General features: G+C 69.6%; 13 protein-coding genes, 1 tRNA gene and 1 pseudogene. 6 read left to right on the forward strand and 9 right to left on the reverse strand.

Annotated features, from left to right (window positions below; translation table 11 throughout):
- Positions 1–203: 203 nt before the first annotated feature.
- The 9 genes from BUQ68_RS08140 to BUQ68_RS08180 form a co-directional block, all read right to left on the reverse strand.
- Positions 204–1,346: an HD-GYP domain-containing protein gene (locus BUQ68_RS08140; RefSeq protein WP_075215425.1), complete on the reverse strand. Its 1,143-nt coding sequence runs from the start codon at positions 1,344–1,346 to the stop codon at positions 204–206.
- Positions 1,347–1,441: 95 nt separating this feature from the next.
- Entirely contained in the window at positions 1,442–2,818 is a 1,377-nt protein-coding gene (gene flbD / locus BUQ68_RS08145) for a sigma-54-dependent transcriptional regulator FlbD (protein ID WP_075215426.1), read from the reverse strand.
- Between the two features lie 10 nt (positions 2,819–2,828).
- Positions 2,829–3,167: a flagellar motor switch protein FliN gene (gene fliN / locus BUQ68_RS08150; protein ID WP_075215427.1), complete on the reverse strand. Its 339-nt coding sequence runs from the start codon at positions 3,165–3,167 to the stop codon at positions 2,829–2,831.
- Between the two features lie 3 nt (positions 3,168–3,170).
- Positions 3,171–3,836, reverse strand: coding sequence for a FliH/SctL family protein (locus BUQ68_RS08155; RefSeq protein WP_075215513.1), 666 nt, complete (start codon positions 3,834–3,836; stop codon positions 3,171–3,173).
- A 90-nt stretch (positions 3,837–3,926) separates the two neighbouring features.
- Positions 3,927–4,994 (reverse strand): flagellar motor switch protein FliG, encoded by a 1,068-nt coding sequence (gene fliG, locus BUQ68_RS08160; RefSeq protein ID WP_075215428.1) that lies wholly within the window; start codon positions 4,992–4,994, stop codon positions 3,927–3,929.
- Positions 4,995–4,997: 3 nt separating this feature from the next.
- Complete coding sequence (fliF, locus tag BUQ68_RS08165) at positions 4,998–6,680, reverse strand: flagellar basal-body MS-ring/collar protein FliF (RefSeq protein WP_075215429.1); 1,683 nt, start codon at positions 6,678–6,680, stop codon at positions 4,998–5,000.
- A 446-nt stretch (positions 6,681–7,126) separates the two neighbouring features.
- Positions 7,127–7,402, reverse strand: coding sequence for a CtrA inhibitor SciP (gene sciP / locus BUQ68_RS08170; RefSeq protein WP_075215430.1), 276 nt, complete (start codon positions 7,400–7,402; stop codon positions 7,127–7,129).
- A gap of 283 nt (positions 7,403–7,685) precedes the next feature.
- Positions 7,686–8,375 carry a flagellar hook assembly protein FlgD gene (locus tag BUQ68_RS08175; RefSeq protein ID WP_075215431.1) on the reverse strand — a complete coding sequence of 230 codons (690 nt, stop codon included), beginning with the start codon at positions 8,373–8,375 and terminating at the stop codon, positions 7,686–7,688.
- Positions 8,376–8,408: 33 nt separating this feature from the next.
- Positions 8,409–10,664, reverse strand: coding sequence for a flagellar hook-length control protein FliK (locus BUQ68_RS08180; RefSeq protein ID WP_075215432.1), 2,256 nt, complete (start codon positions 10,662–10,664; stop codon positions 8,409–8,411).
- 321 nt (positions 10,665–10,985) lie between these two features.
- Between BUQ68_RS08180 and mnmA the strand changes: the two genes are divergently transcribed.
- From mnmA to BUQ68_RS08205, 6 genes and pseudogenes are all read left to right on the forward strand, one after another.
- A complete protein-coding gene (mnmA, locus tag BUQ68_RS08185) occupies positions 10,986–12,176 on the forward strand; it encodes a tRNA 2-thiouridine(34) synthase MnmA (RefSeq protein ID WP_095407302.1) in 1,191 nt (396 codons plus the stop codon).
- 39 nt (positions 12,177–12,215) lie between these two features.
- Positions 12,216–12,893 carry a class I SAM-dependent methyltransferase gene (locus tag BUQ68_RS08190; RefSeq protein ID WP_075215433.1) on the forward strand — a complete coding sequence of 226 codons (678 nt, stop codon included), beginning with the start codon at positions 12,216–12,218 and terminating at the stop codon, positions 12,891–12,893.
- A 140-nt stretch (positions 12,894–13,033) separates the two neighbouring features.
- Positions 13,034–13,207, forward strand: a pseudogene (locus tag BUQ68_RS24530) (LacI family DNA-binding transcriptional regulator); the annotation flags it as partial.
- A 15-nt stretch (positions 13,208–13,222) separates the two neighbouring features.
- Positions 13,223–14,116, forward strand: a complete 894-nt coding sequence (locus tag BUQ68_RS08195; protein WP_245293197.1) for a LacI family DNA-binding transcriptional regulator — start codon at positions 13,223–13,225, stop codon at positions 14,114–14,116.
- A gap of 71 nt (positions 14,117–14,187) precedes the next feature.
- A tRNA-Met gene (locus BUQ68_RS08200) sits at positions 14,188–14,264 on the forward strand.
- Positions 14,265–14,343: 79 nt separating this feature from the next.
- Positions 14,344–14,763 (forward strand): secondary thiamine-phosphate synthase enzyme YjbQ, encoded by a 420-nt coding sequence (locus BUQ68_RS08205; protein ID WP_075215435.1) that lies wholly within the window; start codon positions 14,344–14,346, stop codon positions 14,761–14,763.
- The last annotated feature ends 29 nt before the right edge of the window (positions 14,764–14,792 follow it).

The raw sequence follows: 14,792 nt of genomic DNA on the forward strand, positions 1-14,792 counted from the left end.
ATCGGTCACGGGCGAGGCCACCCTTAGTTATGCAAAGAGACGAATGGGTAGGCAGAAAGTGCCGGGTTCACGGTTAACGCCCCGTTAATGGACGGGCGTTTCGCGCGTCTTCCAAGCGGCGCGGATGATCGCGTCGAGGCGGCGGCGGGTGGCGAGGGCGTGTTCGCGCGGGTGCGGCGGCGGGGCCGCTCGGCCGGAACCGTTCAGGCGCGCAACGGCCTGACGGTGACCTCGCCCGCAACCGGGGCGAAGTCCTTCACGAGGTCGGGGTCGAGCTTGTGCTCGCTCGCCATGGAGACCAGGTGCCGGTAGGCGAGGTCGGCCCGCATCGGCAACTTGTAGTTCCGTTCCTCCACCAGGGCACTGAAGATGTCCGCCACCGTCAGGATGTGGGTGCGCCGGTCGATGGCATCGCCACGAAGGCCGTCCGGGTAGCCGGATCCGTCGAGGAGTTCGTGGTGGTGCAGCACCATGTCGATCACCACCGGGTCGAAGCCGCCACCCGCTTCCAGGTAGGCGGCGCCGATGGACGGGTGCTTCTTCATGATGTGGAACTCGGCCGGCGACAGGACGCCGGGCTTGTCCAGGATCTGCAGCGGGATCTTCACCTTGCCGATGTCGTGCAGCAGCCCGGCCACGGCGATCTGCTTACGATCGGCCTTGTCGAGGCCGAGATGGTGCGCGAAGACCGACGCCACACCGGTGACCAGCAGGCTGTGCTGGTAGGTGCCGGCGTGCTGTTCGCGAACGGCGGAGAGCCACACGTCGAGGCCGACGCGATCGATGCTGTCCTGGACTGCAGTCGCCGCAGCCGTCACGGTGGCCGGGTCCACCGGCCGGCCGCTCATCAGGCCGTCGAACAGGCGGTTGAGAACGGCACCGGCAAGGCCCACCGACTGGGCGGCATCGCGCGGGTCGAGCCTGGGGGCCGGCACCGACCGCTCGCGCGCGGCGCCGAGCGGCGTCGGGCTGGCGTCCGCCCGGGGACGCGGTGTCCGGGCGAGTACGCCTTCCAGCGTCTTCAGAAGGCGCGCGCGGTCGAGCGGCCGGACGATGACGGCCGCCGCGCCGAGGGCATCGGCCTGAACCTTGTGCCGGCGGTTCCGCGCGTCGACGGCGATCACCGCCTGCGGCCCGCTCGCTCGCTTCAGCCCGGTGCGGAGCACGCTGATGGTCCGGGGCGCTTCCAGGTCGACGTCGAACAGGATGGTCGCGCCGATGGGCATCTGGTAGGTGGCGAACGCCTCCAGGTCGAGAGCCGTCACCGTTCCGAGCGAGGCGAGGCCTGCGGAAAGGGCTGTCGCGGCGGCGAGATCGTTGGCGACAACCCAGATGTCGAAATGCATGTCAGCATACCTATCGAAACGACAGTTAATGCAATCGCATGCACACCCATAATTATCGGTAAAAAACCTTTTCGTCGGCAAATCAGCGTGGGCCGTCACGCCACGGCGGTGCGGGCGGTCCCTGGTTCCGGCACGTCGATCCCCTCGGCCGTGTACTCGTTCAGCTTGTTGCGAAGGGTGCGGATCGAGATGCCGAGGATCTTGGCCGCGTGGGTCCGGTTGCCGAGGCAGTGGTCCAGCGTATCGAGGATCAGGTCGCGCTCCACCGTCGCCACCGTGCGGCCGACGAGAGCGCGGGTGATCGCCTCCGCCGTCTGGGCGGCGCGGGCGGCGGCGTCGTGGGGCCGGCTCTCCAGGCGCGGATCGAGCCTTGCGCCGTCCGGCGAGCGGATGGCGTCGACGCCGATGTCCGGGCCGGTGGCGAGGAGCACCGCCCGGTGGAGCGTGTTCTCCAGCTCGCGCACATTGCCGGGCCAGCGGGCGGCGACCAGCTCGCGCTTGGCATCGGCCGAGATCGTGCGGACCGGCACGCCATTCACCTCCGCGTACTTGCGCGCGAAGTGGTCGGCAAGGGCGACGATGTCGGCCGGCCGCTCTCGAAGCGGCGGGATCTTCAGATTCACCACGTTGAGCCGGTAGAGAAGGTCCTCCCGGAACGAGCCCTCCCGCACCGCGTCCGCCAGCACCCGATTGGAGGTCGCGATGATGCGGATGTCCACCGGCACCGGCTTGGCGCCGCCGACCCGGTCGATCACCCGCTCCTGGAGCGCGCGCAGCAGCTTGGCCTGCAGGCGCACGTCCATCTCGGAGATCTCGTCGAGGAGGAGCGTGCCGCCGCTCGCCTCCTCGAACTTGCCGATGCGGCGGGCCACGGCGCCCGTGAAGGCGCCCTTCTCGTGGCCGAAGAGCTCCGATTCCAGGAGGTTCTCCGGAATGGCGGCGCAGTTGACCGACACGAACGGCTTGTCGGCGCGGGTCGACCGCCGGTGGACGTGGCGGGCGAGCACCTCCTTGCCGGTGCCGCTCTCGCCGGTGATCAGGATGGAGGCCTCTGACGGCGCCACCTGGTCGGCGAGCTTGACCACCGCCGCCATCAGCTCGTCGCGCACGATGAGGTCGTGCCCTCCCGCCGTCACCGCGGCCAGGATGGCGGCGATCAGCTCCGCGTCCGGCGGCAGCGGGATGTATTCCTTGGCGCCGGCGCGGATCGCCGCCACGGCGGCGCGGGCGTCGGTGGCGGTGCCGCAGGCGACCACCGGGATGTGGATGCGCTCCGCCTCCAGGTCGCCGATGAGGCTGGCGATCGGCAGCGCCACGTCCACCATGATGAGATCGGCGCCGCGCCCGGAGCGCAGCGTCTTCAGCGCCATCTCGATGGTGTCCGCGTGCACCACGGACGCGCCCTTGTCCATGGCCATGCGGGTGGCCACCGTGAGCTGGCCGTCCAGGGTTCCGACGATCAGGAGCCGCATCGTTCCAACCTCACCGTTCGGACTTGATGATCTCGGTCATGGTGACGCCGAGCTTGTTGTCGACGAGCACAACCTCGCCGCGGGCGACCAGCCGGTCGTTGACGTAGACGTCGATCGCCTCGCCCACCTTGCGGTCGAGTTCCAGCACGTTGCCGGGGGCGAGCTTCAGGAGGTCGTGCACCTGCATGCGGGCGCGGCCGAGGATGGCCGACACCCGCACGGGCACGTCGAACACCGCTTCCAGCTCCGAGGCCGCGTGGGCGAGGTTGGGATCCTCGTCCTCATCGGGCCGCGGGGCGGCGGTGTGGGTGTCGAACGGGATGGACCCGTCGTCGGTCTCGTCGGCCATGGGTCAGCTCCGGTCCGCTTCCGGATCGGTCCCGTCGGGGCCGATCAGGGCGAGATGGGTTTGAAGGGCGGCGTCGATGGCCGCCTCGGTGGCGGCCCGGTCGAGCACGATGCCCCCGTCCGCCCATTCGATGCGGCAGTCGCCGCGCGCGATGTCCGGCTCGCCGAGCACCACCAGGCGGCCCTCGAAGCCGCGCTCCTGGACGATGCGGTCGAGGGCGCCGCGGATCGCCCCGGCGTCGTCGGCGGCCATGCGCACCACGAGGTGCGGCGCCTTGCGCAACGGCGCCAGGGCTTCCGACACCACGGCGAGGATCCGCTCCTCCGGGTGGAGCTCGATCAGCCGGCCGGCGATCTTGGTACCCACCAGGGTGGCGACCCGCGCGGCGTCCGCCTCCACGCGCGCCCGGTCCACGTCGAGCACGGCGAGGATGGACTGGGCGACGCTGACGAGCCGCGCCGCCTCCTCGGCAAGCCGGGTGGACTGGCGCGCCTCCTCCGCCTCCCGGCCGGCCGCAAGGCCCCGCGCGTAGGCGGCGTCCTCGGCGGCCGCCACCAGCGCCTCGTGGGTCGGCACCTCGATCGTCGGCGTCGGCGGCACCTCCGGTTCGGGCACGGGAGGCGGCGCGGCGAAGTCGGTGTCGAACAGGAACCGGGCAGGCGATGCCATGTCGTTGATCCGTCGCATTCTCACTTCCGGTCCGCCGCGCATCCGGCGTCATGTCTGGTCACGGGTCCCGGTCGCCGGGACGCGAAGGGGTCAGATGACGAGGTCGTCCTCGCCCTTGTTCTTGCTGATCATGATCTCGCCCTTGGCGGCGAGGTCCTTGGCGATGTTGATCATCATGGCCTGCGCCTCGTCCACGTCGCGCAGGCGCACCGGCCCGAGGGCTTCCATGTCCTCCTTGAGGAGGGCGGCGGCGCGCTGGGACATGTTGGAGAAGAAGAAGTCGCGCACGCTCTCCTTGGCACCCTTCAGCGCCAGCCCGAGCTTGTCCTTCTCCACGTTGCGCAGCAGCGTCTGGATGGCCGCGCTGTCCAGCTTGCCGAGGTCGTCGAAGGTGAACATCAGCGCCTTGATGCGGTCGGCGGCGTCCCGGTTGTCCTCCTCCAGCGCGGTGATGAAGCGCGCCTCGGTGGTCCGGTCGAAGTTGTTGAAGATCTCCGCCATCAGCTCGTGGCTGTCGCGCCGCTGGGTGTTGGTGAGGTTGGACATGAACTCCACCCGCAGCGTCTGCTCCACCTTGTCGAGCACGTCCTTCTGCACGCTCTCCATCTTCAGCATGCGGTTGACCACCTCCAGGGCGAACTCGTCCGGCAGGATGGCGAGCACGCGGGCGGCATGGTCCGACTTGATCTTGGAAAGCACCACCGCGACGGTCTGCGGGTACTCGTTCTTCAGGTAGTTGGCGAGAATGTTCTCCTGCACGTTGGAGAGCTTCTCCCACATGTTGCGGCCCGCCGGCCCGCGGATCTCCTCCATGATGGAGGCGACCTTGTCGCCCGGCAGTACGGAGAGGAGCAGGCGCTCGGTGGTGTCGAAGTTGCCCATCAGGGCGCCCGACGACGACACCTTGGTGACGAACTCCACCAGGAGGTCGTCCAGCATCACCGGCGTGATCGGGCCGAGCTTCGACATGGCGAGCGACAGGTGCTTGATCTCGATCTCGTCGAGGGACTTCCACACCGGCGCGCCGAACCGGTCGCCGAGGGCGAGCATCATCACCGCCGCCTTCTCCGGGCCGGTGAGTTCGCGCTGGATGCCGTCCGTGGTGGACAGCGTGAGGGTGGCGCCCCGTGCGGTGAGCTGGGTGTTGACTGCGGCCATGACTTACGCGGCCTCCGAGAGCCAGGTGCGGATGATGATGGCGGCCTCGTTGGGGTTCTCCACCACGAGGTCGCCGACGCGGCGGATCTGATCCATCTGGGCGGCGCCCTGGGCCTTGGCCTCCTCGATGCGGCCCGGCTGGGCGGCGGGGCCTTCCAGAAGCGGCGTACCGCTGGCCGGCGTGCCCTCGGCCTGGACCAGTTCGCCGTTGGCGTTGAGGATCATGGTGATGGGCTGGCCGTCCGGGCCGGTGATGGTCGTGGTGATCTCGCGCGTCTCGGTGACCACCTCGGGCGAGAGGATGCGCTTGATCAGCGGCCGCACGGCGAAGAGCAGCACCAGGATGGTGAGGACGAGCATCACGCCCATTTCGGCGAAGCGCATCAGGTCGTTGCGGCTGAAGTCGAAGAGGCCGGCCTCAACGGCGTCGAGCTCGGCCTTCGGCGGCCCGTCGGCGAACTGCAGGTTCACCACCTCCACCTGGTCGCCGCGGTTCTGGTCGAAGCCCATGGCGGTGCGCACCAGGGCCTGGATCTGCTGCAGCTCCTCGGCCGCCCGCGGCACGTAGGTCTGGGTGCCGGTGTCGTCGGTCTGCCAGCGGCCGTCGACCACCACGGCGACCGACAGACGCTTGACGCCCCCCATCTCGGTCACCTGGGTGCGGGTGGTCTTGGAGATCTCGTAGTTGATGGTCTCCTCGCTGATGGCGCTCTGGTCCTCGGTGCTGGGGCCGCCGGCCTCGTCGGCGGCGCCGGCGTTCGGCACCTGGTTGGCGGCGGTCACCTGGTCGTTGCCGCCGTCCCGCGACGAGGAGGACTCCTCGCGCGTCTGGGTGGAGCGCACCACCTGGCCGTTCGGATCGAAGAGGTCGCGCGTCTCCGACACCCGGTTGAAGTCCAGCTCCGCCGCCACCTTGACCCGGGCCCGGCCGGCGCCGACCACGCTCTCCACGATGTCGCGGACCCGATCCTCCACCTGGCGCTGGAACACGGACGTGCGCTCGTCGGCGCTGGAGGCGAGGAAGGTGGCGGAGGCGTCGTCGCCCGTGCCCTCGGCGAGGAGCCGCCCGGCCTCGTCCACGATGGAGATGCGCGACGGGTCGAGCCCGTTCACCGCCGAGGCGACCAGATGCTGGATCGCCCGGATCTGGGTGGGCTCCAGCACGCCGCGGGTCTTCAGGACGATGGAGGCCGTCGGCTTCTGGGTCTCCTGGCGGAACAGCTGGCGTTCCGGCAGCACCAGATGCACGCGGGCCTGCTCGACCCGGTTGATCGCCCGGATGGTGCGGGCGAGTTCGCCTTCGAGCGCCCGGAGCGCGTTCACGTTCTGCACGAAGCTGGTGGTGCCGAGGGCGTCGGTCTTGTCGAAGATCTCGTAGCCGACGCCGCCGCCCGCCGGCAGGCCTTCCTCGGCAAAGCGCATGCGCAGGCGCGTCACCTCTGTGTCGGTCACGAAGATGGCGCTGCCGTCCTGGCGAAGGGTGTAGGGGATGCCGGCGGATTCCAGCTCGCTGACGATGGCGGCGGAATCCTCAAGGCTGAGGCCGGTGTAGAGCGGCGCCTCGGTGACGGCGGAATACTGCATCATGATGTAGGCGAAGAAACCGACGAGGCCGAGGGCGACCGCCCCCATGGCCGCGATGCGGGCGGGTCCCAGCGATCTGACGAGTTCCGCTAGCCCGTTCACTTGCCTTGGTACTCCGGTCCGCCCGTGTCGGGGCCACCTGATTGCCGCCCGCGTCGTCTCGTCGGGGCCGGCGCCCGCAGGGTCCCGTCCGTCGTCCGTTCCAAGCCGGAACCACGATCGGTGCGGATGCCGCTACGATGTGCCGTTGACGACCGATCCTGCCGGACCGCTCTGACGCCCCACTCGGCAGGAATTTCCGCATGTGTTGGTAAACAACTGATTAACGGATTGTTTCGTCAGGCGACCCGGCCCGGTTTTCCGCGTGCCATGGTGAGCGAATGGCAACACAAACCGGCAATTTATGCCGATCGGGCTCTCCGTTCCGCCGAACGGCCCTGGCGATTGAGGCGTGGCGCCGCGGTCGCGACGGGCCGGAAAAGAAGAAGGCCGGCTTCGTGGGCCGGCCTTTTGGAAAGTGGGTCGCAGTCTGTCGGGGCGATTCGATTTCAGGGACGATACTGCTGCACGCGGGTGGCTCTCAGTCCGGCGAGGCCATGCTTGTCGATGGATTGCTGCCAGGACAAGAATTCTTCGACGGTGAGGGTGTACCGCTTGCAAGCCTCTTCAAGGGAAAGAAGTCCACCACGTACCGCTGCGACAACCTCGGCCTTTCGCCGGATGACCCAACGCTTGGTGTCCTCCGGGGGCAGATCGGCAATCGTCAGGGGACTCCCATCCGGTCCGATCACATACTTTACGCGGGGACGCATCTGCTCGGTCATCGTACTCTCACACTGAACTTGACCTGTCAGTGATCGACAATACGCGACGGCTTTTAAAAATCGGCTAATCGCGCGCAAACAATTAGGTAAGAACTTGACTTGCCTGCGATTTCGAACCGATCGAACGCAGAATGCAACAAGCCTGACCCCTTAACACCTGTTAAGATCTATCAACCTTCGACTGTGAAAACGGCGGATTCCCGCGACTTTCATCGAAGGACTCGGGCGCACGGCGCTTATACTCGCGAGTGGCTATGGGTTTACCGAGCCTGTGGACAACCGGTCAGCCCCGGACCGAGAGAATTTCGGACAGGGGCAGTTTGGCGCCGTTCACCGTCAGGAAGGGCTCCTCCGTGGAGGTGTCGATGGCCGTCACCGTGCCGGTGACCTTGGTGGAGACCGCCACCGCGGCGTCCGTGCTCGACCGTCCGTCCACCGTGATGGAGTAGTTGCCGTCCGGCGCGGCCGACCCGGCGGTGGTGGTGCCGTCCCACGTGTAGGTGTTCTCGCCCGCCGTCAGGTCCACGGTCTCCGAGTAGACGACCGCGCCCGCCTCGTTGCGGATGGTCACCACGCTGCGCGGCGCCGCCTCGGCCGGCGACACCTTCCAGAGCGCCTGGCCGTTCTCCAGCTTGGTCACGTCGGCGTTCGCCTCGATCGTCTTGCCGATATAGTTGACGAGGTTCAGCGCCGAACCGGACACGAGGGCGGCCAGCATGGACTCCAGGTTCCTGTTGGTCTGGATCTGCTGCTCCACCGCGGAAAACTGCACCAGCTGCTCGGTGAACTTTTCCGCGTCCATCGGCTCCAGCGGGTTCTGCACCCGCAACTGGGTGGTCAACAGCGAGAGGAAGGTCTCGTAGTTGGCCATCACGCTGCTGGTCGCGGCGTTGGACTTCGACGTGGTCGTGGTGTTCGTCGAAGAGGTGCCGGTGGTGGAGGTTCCGGTGGTGGAGGTCACGTCGGTCGCCATCGGGTCGCGTCCTTCGGTTCAGGTCCGTTAGGGTCAGATCCGCACGTCGAGAAGCGAATCTCGTAGCGGGCGATAGGGGTCGAGGGCCGGGCGGACCGTCCGGTCGTCGGTGTCGTCCATGCCGCGCGCGCGGCCGCTCTGGTCCTGGCCGTTGCCGGTCGGGTCGTCGCGGCCCTGCCGCGCCTGGCCTTCCCCGCCGCCGTTCTGGCGGAGCGACAACGACACCGAACCGTCGCGGCTGTCGAAGCCGGCGTCACGCAGCGCCCGTTCCAGCGTGCGCTGGTCGCGGGCGAGAAGCTCCAGCGTGTCGCGCCGCTCCACGGTCAGGTGGGCGCGGGTCTCGCCGCCCTCACCGATCTCGAGCCGCACGTCCACCCGGCCGAGTTCAGCCGGGTCGAGGCGGATCTGGAAGCTGGTCTCGCCGGCGCCCGCCTGCTTGGCGATCTCCATGCCGAGCCGTTGCAGCGGCACGGTGATGGCCGGCTGGCCCATGAGGAACGGCATCGCGGGCGCGCTCGGCGCGGTCCCGCCGTAGGTCTGCGCGGCGCCGAGAATGGCCACCGCCGGCTGGCCTTCCGGCGTGCGCTCCGTGGCACCGTCGGCCCTCAGCCGGGCCGCAAAGGCAAGCGCGGCGGCGGCAAGCGGCGACGTCTGGCGCTGCTGCGTCCCGGACGGATCCGCAGGGCGGGTGTCGGCGAGGCTGTCGGCGGTCAGCCTGTCGGTGTCCGTCTTGGCGCGCTGTTCCGGCGGCTGACCGCCCGGCTGCTCGTCTCCGTCCGATCCGGATTCGCCCTCGCCGCCGTCGAAGGCGGCATCCAGGGCGCTGGCGATGTCGTCGCCTGCCTTGTCAGCCGAGGCGTCCGTCTGGGTCGGCTCGGTCGGCACGGATGCGTCGGAAAGGTCCGCTGCCATCGCGTCCACGACCGGGGCCGCCGGGGTTGCCGGCTGCGGCGTCGCGACCGGTACCGGGGAGGCGGCAGTCGCCTGCGGCGTGATGCCCGGCAGCGGTTCGGCCTTCACCGGACCCGGTGCGGCTTCGACAACAGGCGGCGCGGGCGCGGGCGGCGATGCGGTCGGCTGATCGGGCGGCTCGATCACGGATCCCGCCGCCACGGCCACCGGCGGGGTCGGGATCGGCGCATCCCCGTCGACCGGCGCTTCGGCGGGCAGGGCGGCTGTCGCCGGGGCCGGCGTCGTGGGCGGCGCGTTGGCGACAGCGGCGTCCGGGGCCGGGGAGGCGGTGACTGTCACCGAAATGGCCGTGCCCGTCTCGGCGGCGAGGCGGGCCACGGTCTCGGCAAGGCTTGCCGCGGCACCGGTCGCCACGACGGGCGCGGAGTAAGCGGGCGGAGCGGTAGGGGCCGGCCCCGTCGGTCCTGGCGCTTCGGCGACGACCGTGCTGCCCGCCGGCTGCGCGGGCGGCACGAAGCCCGGTATCGCGGGCGACCCCGTCACAATGGTCGGCGACCCGGCAAGGGCGGACGCCGCCGGGACCGGCTTTTCGGATCCCGTGCCGGCGCTCAGCGCGGCAAGGAGCGCCGCGGTATCGACCGGCGGCGGGACGGCGGGCGTGGAGGAACCACCGGCCGACGCCGCCTCGACGTCGCCCGCCACACCCTCGAGCCCCGCGCCCTCGGCCGTCACGACAGGGCTTCCGGCGGACGCCGTCGCCGGCTTCTCCTCACCGTTGAGCTGACGGACGGGCTCCGGCTCCGGATCCGGCGCCGTGGTCTTTTCCTTCAAGGCGCCGAGCAGTGCCGCCGCAAAGGCTTCCGCCGCCCGCGACAGGGGGGAGGCCACGTCCGGGGGGGTGCTCTGGCCGCTGACGGGCGACGCGAGGGCGTCGTCCGTCTCGGCGCCCGCCGTCTCGATCGGCGTCGCGGCGGGGAAGGGAGGAACGGCAAGCGGCGGTCCGGAAACCGTCGGCGTGACCGGACCGGCCAGCGCCGGGTCCGGGGCTTGCGCCACGACCTCGTCGCCGGGCGCCACGCCTTCCGTCGAAACCTCTTCAGCACCAAACGGTTCGGCCGGGCCGTCCACCTCCGCCGCGCCGTTCGCGGCCAGGAAGGAGAGGGCGGCGAACAGCGTTGCGTCCGGGCCGGCCGCTCCGTCCGGCGCGGCAGCGGCGGTGCCGGCTGCGGCCGAAGGCGCGTCGGACAGGCTCTGGAGCGCCTTCAACAGGCCGGAGAAGGCCGTCTGATCGGCCGGCGCGTCGGCGGTCGCCGGCAGCGGGAAGACCTGCATGGCGGGCTGGACGGTGAGAGACGGCAGGAACGCGGGTTCAGACATGGCATTGGGAACTCGGTACAAGCAGCCAAGCGAGGAGCAAGGAGCGGGCCACCCGCAGATCTGGCAGCTTCGCGGTGACAGAGGCTTGTTTTTTGGCTAGGTTTCGCCCAGCTACGGTCGACGCGGGGGGCGACTCCCGTCCCGGCACCCGGCAGGGGGTGCCGAGGCGTCGGCAAAGCTTGCCGATGAGGCCCCTGGCGGGCCGCCGGCAAAGGCAGGGATGCCGTTCGGCAACCGACCGGAGGTTAGCGTGAGGAACGGACACCGGTCCGTTCCATTCAAGACGGCCGGGCTTGCCCGGTCGGGAGCGGGAGCCGCCAGATGCTGAATTCACTCGATCTCCCGGGTCGGCCGGAAGACACCCGCGTCGTCGTGGCGATGTCGGGCGGCGTGGATTCGTCGGTGGTGGCCGGGCTCCTGAAGCGTGAGGGCTACGACGTGGTCGGCGTCACGCTGCAGCTCTACGACCACGGCGAGGCGACCCACCGCAAGGGCGCCTGCTGTGCCGGCCAGGACATCCACGACGCCCGTCAGGTGGCGGCGAGCCTCGGCATCCCGCACTACGTGCTCGACTACGAGTCGCGCTTCCGCGACCAGGTGATCGACCGCTTCGCCGAAAGCTACATGGCCGGCGAAACGCCCATCCCGTGCGTCGCCTGCAACCAGACCGTGAAGTTCTCCGACCTTCTGGACACCGCCCGCCAGCTCGGCGCCGCCGCCCTGGCGACCGGCCATTACGTGCGCTCCGGCCTGACACCGTCCGGCCGCCGGGCGCTCTACCGGCCGGTCGATCTCGACCGCGACCAGAGCTACTTCCTGTTCGCGACAACGCCGGAACAACTGGACTACATCCGCTTCCCCCTCGGCGGCCTCTCCAAGCCGGAGGTGCGCGATCTTGCCCGCGCGTTCGGCCTCGTGGTCGCCGACAAGCACGACAGCCAGGACATCTGCTTCGTGCCGCAGGGCAAGTACGCGGACGTGATCGAGAAGCTGAAGCCGGCGGCCGCGTCCGGCGGCGAGATCGTGCACGTGGACGGCCGCGTGCTCGGCCGGCACGACGGCATCATCCACTACACGGTCGGCCAGCGCCGCGGCCTCGGCGTCGCCACCGGCGAGCCGCTCTTCGTCGTTCGCCTGGACGCGGCGGCCCGGCGCGTTGTCGTCGGCCCGCGCGAGGCGCTGATGACCCGCCGGCTGTCGCTCCGCGACGTCAACTGGATCGGCGACGGCGCGCTTCAGGACCTGCCGGCCGACGGCCTGCCGATCTGGGCGAAGGTCCGCTCCAGCCGCCCGCCGCAGCCCGCCGTCCTGAACGGCGGGCCCGACGGGGTCTCCGTCGATCTGGTGGAGGGCGAGCTCGGCGTCGCGCCGGGCCAGGCCTGCGTCTTCTACGACGGCGTCGGCGAGGCCTCCCGCGTGCTCGGCGGCGGCTTCATTCGCGCGACACTGCGGGATGGAAGAATGGCCGCACCGCGCACGCTGGCGGAACCAAAGACCTTGGCCGCCGGTTGAGTCCTTGCCGTCGATAACGGACAGAACGGGGGAGACGTCATGACCGACGACCGGGCGCACACGGCTGAGAAAAGTGGAACCGCCGTCGCGACCGCCATGCGCGCCACCGACGTCATCGCGGCCTACGCCCGCTGGGCCCCGATCTACGACGTGGTGTTCGGCCGCATCATGGAGTCTTCCCGGCGCGCCGCCGTGGCGGCCCTCCCGCCCGACACCCGGCGCGTGCTCGAGGTCGGCGTCGGCACCGGCATCTCGCTGCCGGACTACCCGTCCTCCGTCCGCGTCACCGGGATCGACCTCTCGCCGGACATGCTGGCCAAGGCGCGCCAACGGATCGCCGCCGAGAAGCTGACCAACGTCGAGGCCATCCTGGAGATGGACGCGGCGCGGCTTGAGTTCGCCGACGACGCCTTCGACTGCGCCATGGCCATGTACGTCATGACCGTGGTGCCGGATCCCGCCCGGGTCATGTCGGAGATGCGCCGCATCGTGCGGCCGGGCGGGCGCATTCTGGCGGTCAGCCATTTCGCACCGGAAAGTGGGGTTCGCGCCCGGATCGGCGGCCTGTTGTCGCCCATGGGCCGGCTGCTCGGCTGGAACACCACCATCCGGGCGTCGACCCTCGCGGCCCTTCCGGGCGTCCGCCTGCTCTCCAACAGGGCCGCCGGTCTCGGCGGATTCTATCGCCTGCTGGAGTTCGAGGTTGCGAAGGTCTGATGCAATCAGGGCATCGGAAATTGCGCGGTAACCGCTAAAAGTTACCATCTATAATCAAGTTCGACCTATTCCTTTGACATTAAAACGTACACAAGCGATACTCGTTTCCAGTGTGAAGTCATTGTACTCGCGTGCTGGTTATGATTGTGTCCCGATCTCCATCTGAACGTCCAAGCTCCAACCGGGTCCGCATCGTCGACGTTGCCGCGGCTGCGGGCGTCTCGATCGCGACTGTTTCGAAGGCCCTGAACGGCTCCGGCCGGATGGCCCCCGAGACGCGCGAACGCGTACGGCGGATTGCGTCCGAGCTGGAGTTCCGGCCGAACGTGATGGCTCGGGCCCTGCTCAGCCGGCGCAGTTTCACCATCGGCCTTCTCGCGGGTGATCCGGACGGCAGCATCAGCATGCCGGTCGCCCGCGGCGTGGCGGAGGCCACCCTCGCCGACGGCGTGTCGGTCTTCTACTGCGCCGCCAGCCACGATCCGACCGTCGCCCGCAAGCATGTGGAGGCGATGCTGGACAAGCACGTGGACGGCCTCCTGGTCGTCGGCGAAGCGCTTGAGGCGCCCTTTCCGATCGATCTGTCCGCACTCGCACTCCCAGTCGTCCACGTCCTGTCGGCCGGACCCCCGGACGGCATCGTGTTCGCGCCGGACGAGGGCGAGGCCTTCCGCCGGACGCTGCAAGACCTCAGGACGGCCGGGCGGCAGCGGCCTGTCTACCTCGCTGGACCGTCCGAATCCGTTGCCTGCCGTCAGCGGGCGCTGGCGTTCCGCGCGGCGGCCGGCTGGGATGCGCCGGTGCTCTTCGGCGCCGTCTCCGAACTTTGGGGCCGCATGGAGGTCGACCGGCTCTGGCAGTCGGTCGAACATCTGCCCGACGCCGTCCTCTGCGGGGCCACGCCCATCGCCCAGGGCGCTCTCGCTGCCCTGGCCGAGCACGGGGTCCGGGTGCCGGCGGATGTGGCGGTGGCGACCTTCGGGGACGGTGACCCGCCGCCCCATGTGACGCTGATGGATCCCGACCTGGAAGCCCTCGGCGCCGCTGCCGCCCGCGCCCTCCTGGAGATGATCGGCGAGACGGAGGTCCGCCCGGGCCGCTACCTCCTGCCGTGCCGCATCGTGCCACCCGGCGCGGCCTGCAACACGGCCTCCGGCGGCGCCGTTCAGGACGTCACCGCCAGATCCCCGGGCGATCGAAGAGGCGCTCCGTCTGTCGCTTGACAGGCCCGCCGGCAGGACCTTATACCGACAGCGCTTCGGACGAACGGCCACGGTGTCCTCGTCCCGGCGACAGCAGAGTAGCTCAGGTGGTTAGAGCGACGGACTCATAACCCGTAGGTCGGCGGTTCGAATCCGCCCTCTGCTACCATCCCTCACAAAGCGTCCGATCAGCGAGCCGGCACCCGGCGACAGGACCGCGGGGTCTCAATCGCGCGCGGAGACCCGTTATGCGGCAGGCGATCCACACGCTCCACGTCGACACCCGCGGCAAGGGCCTCGTGGAGATCACCCGCCCACTCCTGGCGTTCGTCGCGGGTCAGGGCATCGCCACCGGTCTCCTGACGGCCTACTGCCGCCACACCTCCGCGTCGCTTCTCATCCAGGAGAACGCCGATCCGGACGTGCGCACCGACCTTGACACCTTCTTCGCCGCCATCGCCCCCGAGGACCCGGGCCGCTACATCCACGCCGACGAGGGTCCGGACGACATGCCGGCGCATATCCGCGCGGCGCTCACCGCCGTCCAGGTCTCCATCCCGGTCGCCGACGGCCGGCCGGTGCTCGGCACCTGGCAGGGGCTCTATCTGTTCGAGCACCGCAGCCGTCCGCACCGCCGGGAGGTGGTTCTCCATCTGATCGGCGAATGACGCCGCACCGGGACAACCGGCAACGCGCG

This window comes from Mongoliimonas terrestris, assembly GCF_001927285.1.
GTDB classification, from domain to species: domain Bacteria; phylum Pseudomonadota; class Alphaproteobacteria; order Rhizobiales; family Pleomorphomonadaceae; genus Chthonobacter; species Chthonobacter terrestris.

Excerpts from the sequence above, each read along its gene's own strand:
- flbD (WP_075215426.1), bottom strand. The coding sequence starts at position 2,818 with ATGCGGCTCCTGATCGTCGGAACCCTGGACGGCCAGCTCACGGTGGCC.
- fliG (WP_075215428.1), bottom strand. The coding sequence starts at position 4,994 with ATGGCCGCAGTCAACACCCAGCTCACCGCACGGGGCGCCACCCTCACG.
- BUQ68_RS08190 (WP_075215433.1), top strand. The coding sequence starts at position 12,216 with ATGACCGACGACCGGGCGCACACGGCTGAGAAAAGTGGAACCGCCGTC.
- BUQ68_RS08155 (WP_075215513.1), bottom strand. The coding sequence starts at position 3,836 with ATGGCATCGCCTGCCCGGTTCCTGTTCGACACCGACTTCGCCGCGCCG.
- fliN (WP_075215427.1), bottom strand. The coding sequence starts at position 3,167 with ATGGCCGACGAGACCGACGACGGGTCCATCCCGTTCGACACCCACACC.
- sciP (WP_075215430.1), bottom strand. The coding sequence starts at position 7,402 with ATGACCGAGCAGATGCGTCCCCGCGTAAAGTATGTGATCGGACCGGAT.
- BUQ68_RS08140 (WP_075215425.1), bottom strand. The coding sequence starts at position 1,346 with ATGCATTTCGACATCTGGGTTGTCGCCAACGATCTCGCCGCCGCGACA.
- BUQ68_RS08195 (WP_245293197.1), top strand. The coding sequence starts at position 13,223 with ATGGCTCGGGCCCTGCTCAGCCGGCGCAGTTTCACCATCGGCCTTCTC.
- BUQ68_RS08180 (WP_075215432.1), bottom strand. The coding sequence starts at position 10,664 with ATGTCTGAACCCGCGTTCCTGCCGTCTCTCACCGTCCAGCCCGCCATG.
- BUQ68_RS08205 (WP_075215435.1), top strand. The coding sequence starts at position 14,344 with ATGCGGCAGGCGATCCACACGCTCCACGTCGACACCCGCGGCAAGGGC.
- BUQ68_RS08175 (WP_075215431.1), bottom strand. The coding sequence starts at position 8,375 with ATGGCGACCGACGTGACCTCCACCACCGGAACCTCCACCACCGGCACC.
- mnmA (WP_095407302.1), top strand. The coding sequence starts at position 10,986 with ATGCTGAATTCACTCGATCTCCCGGGTCGGCCGGAAGACACCCGCGTC.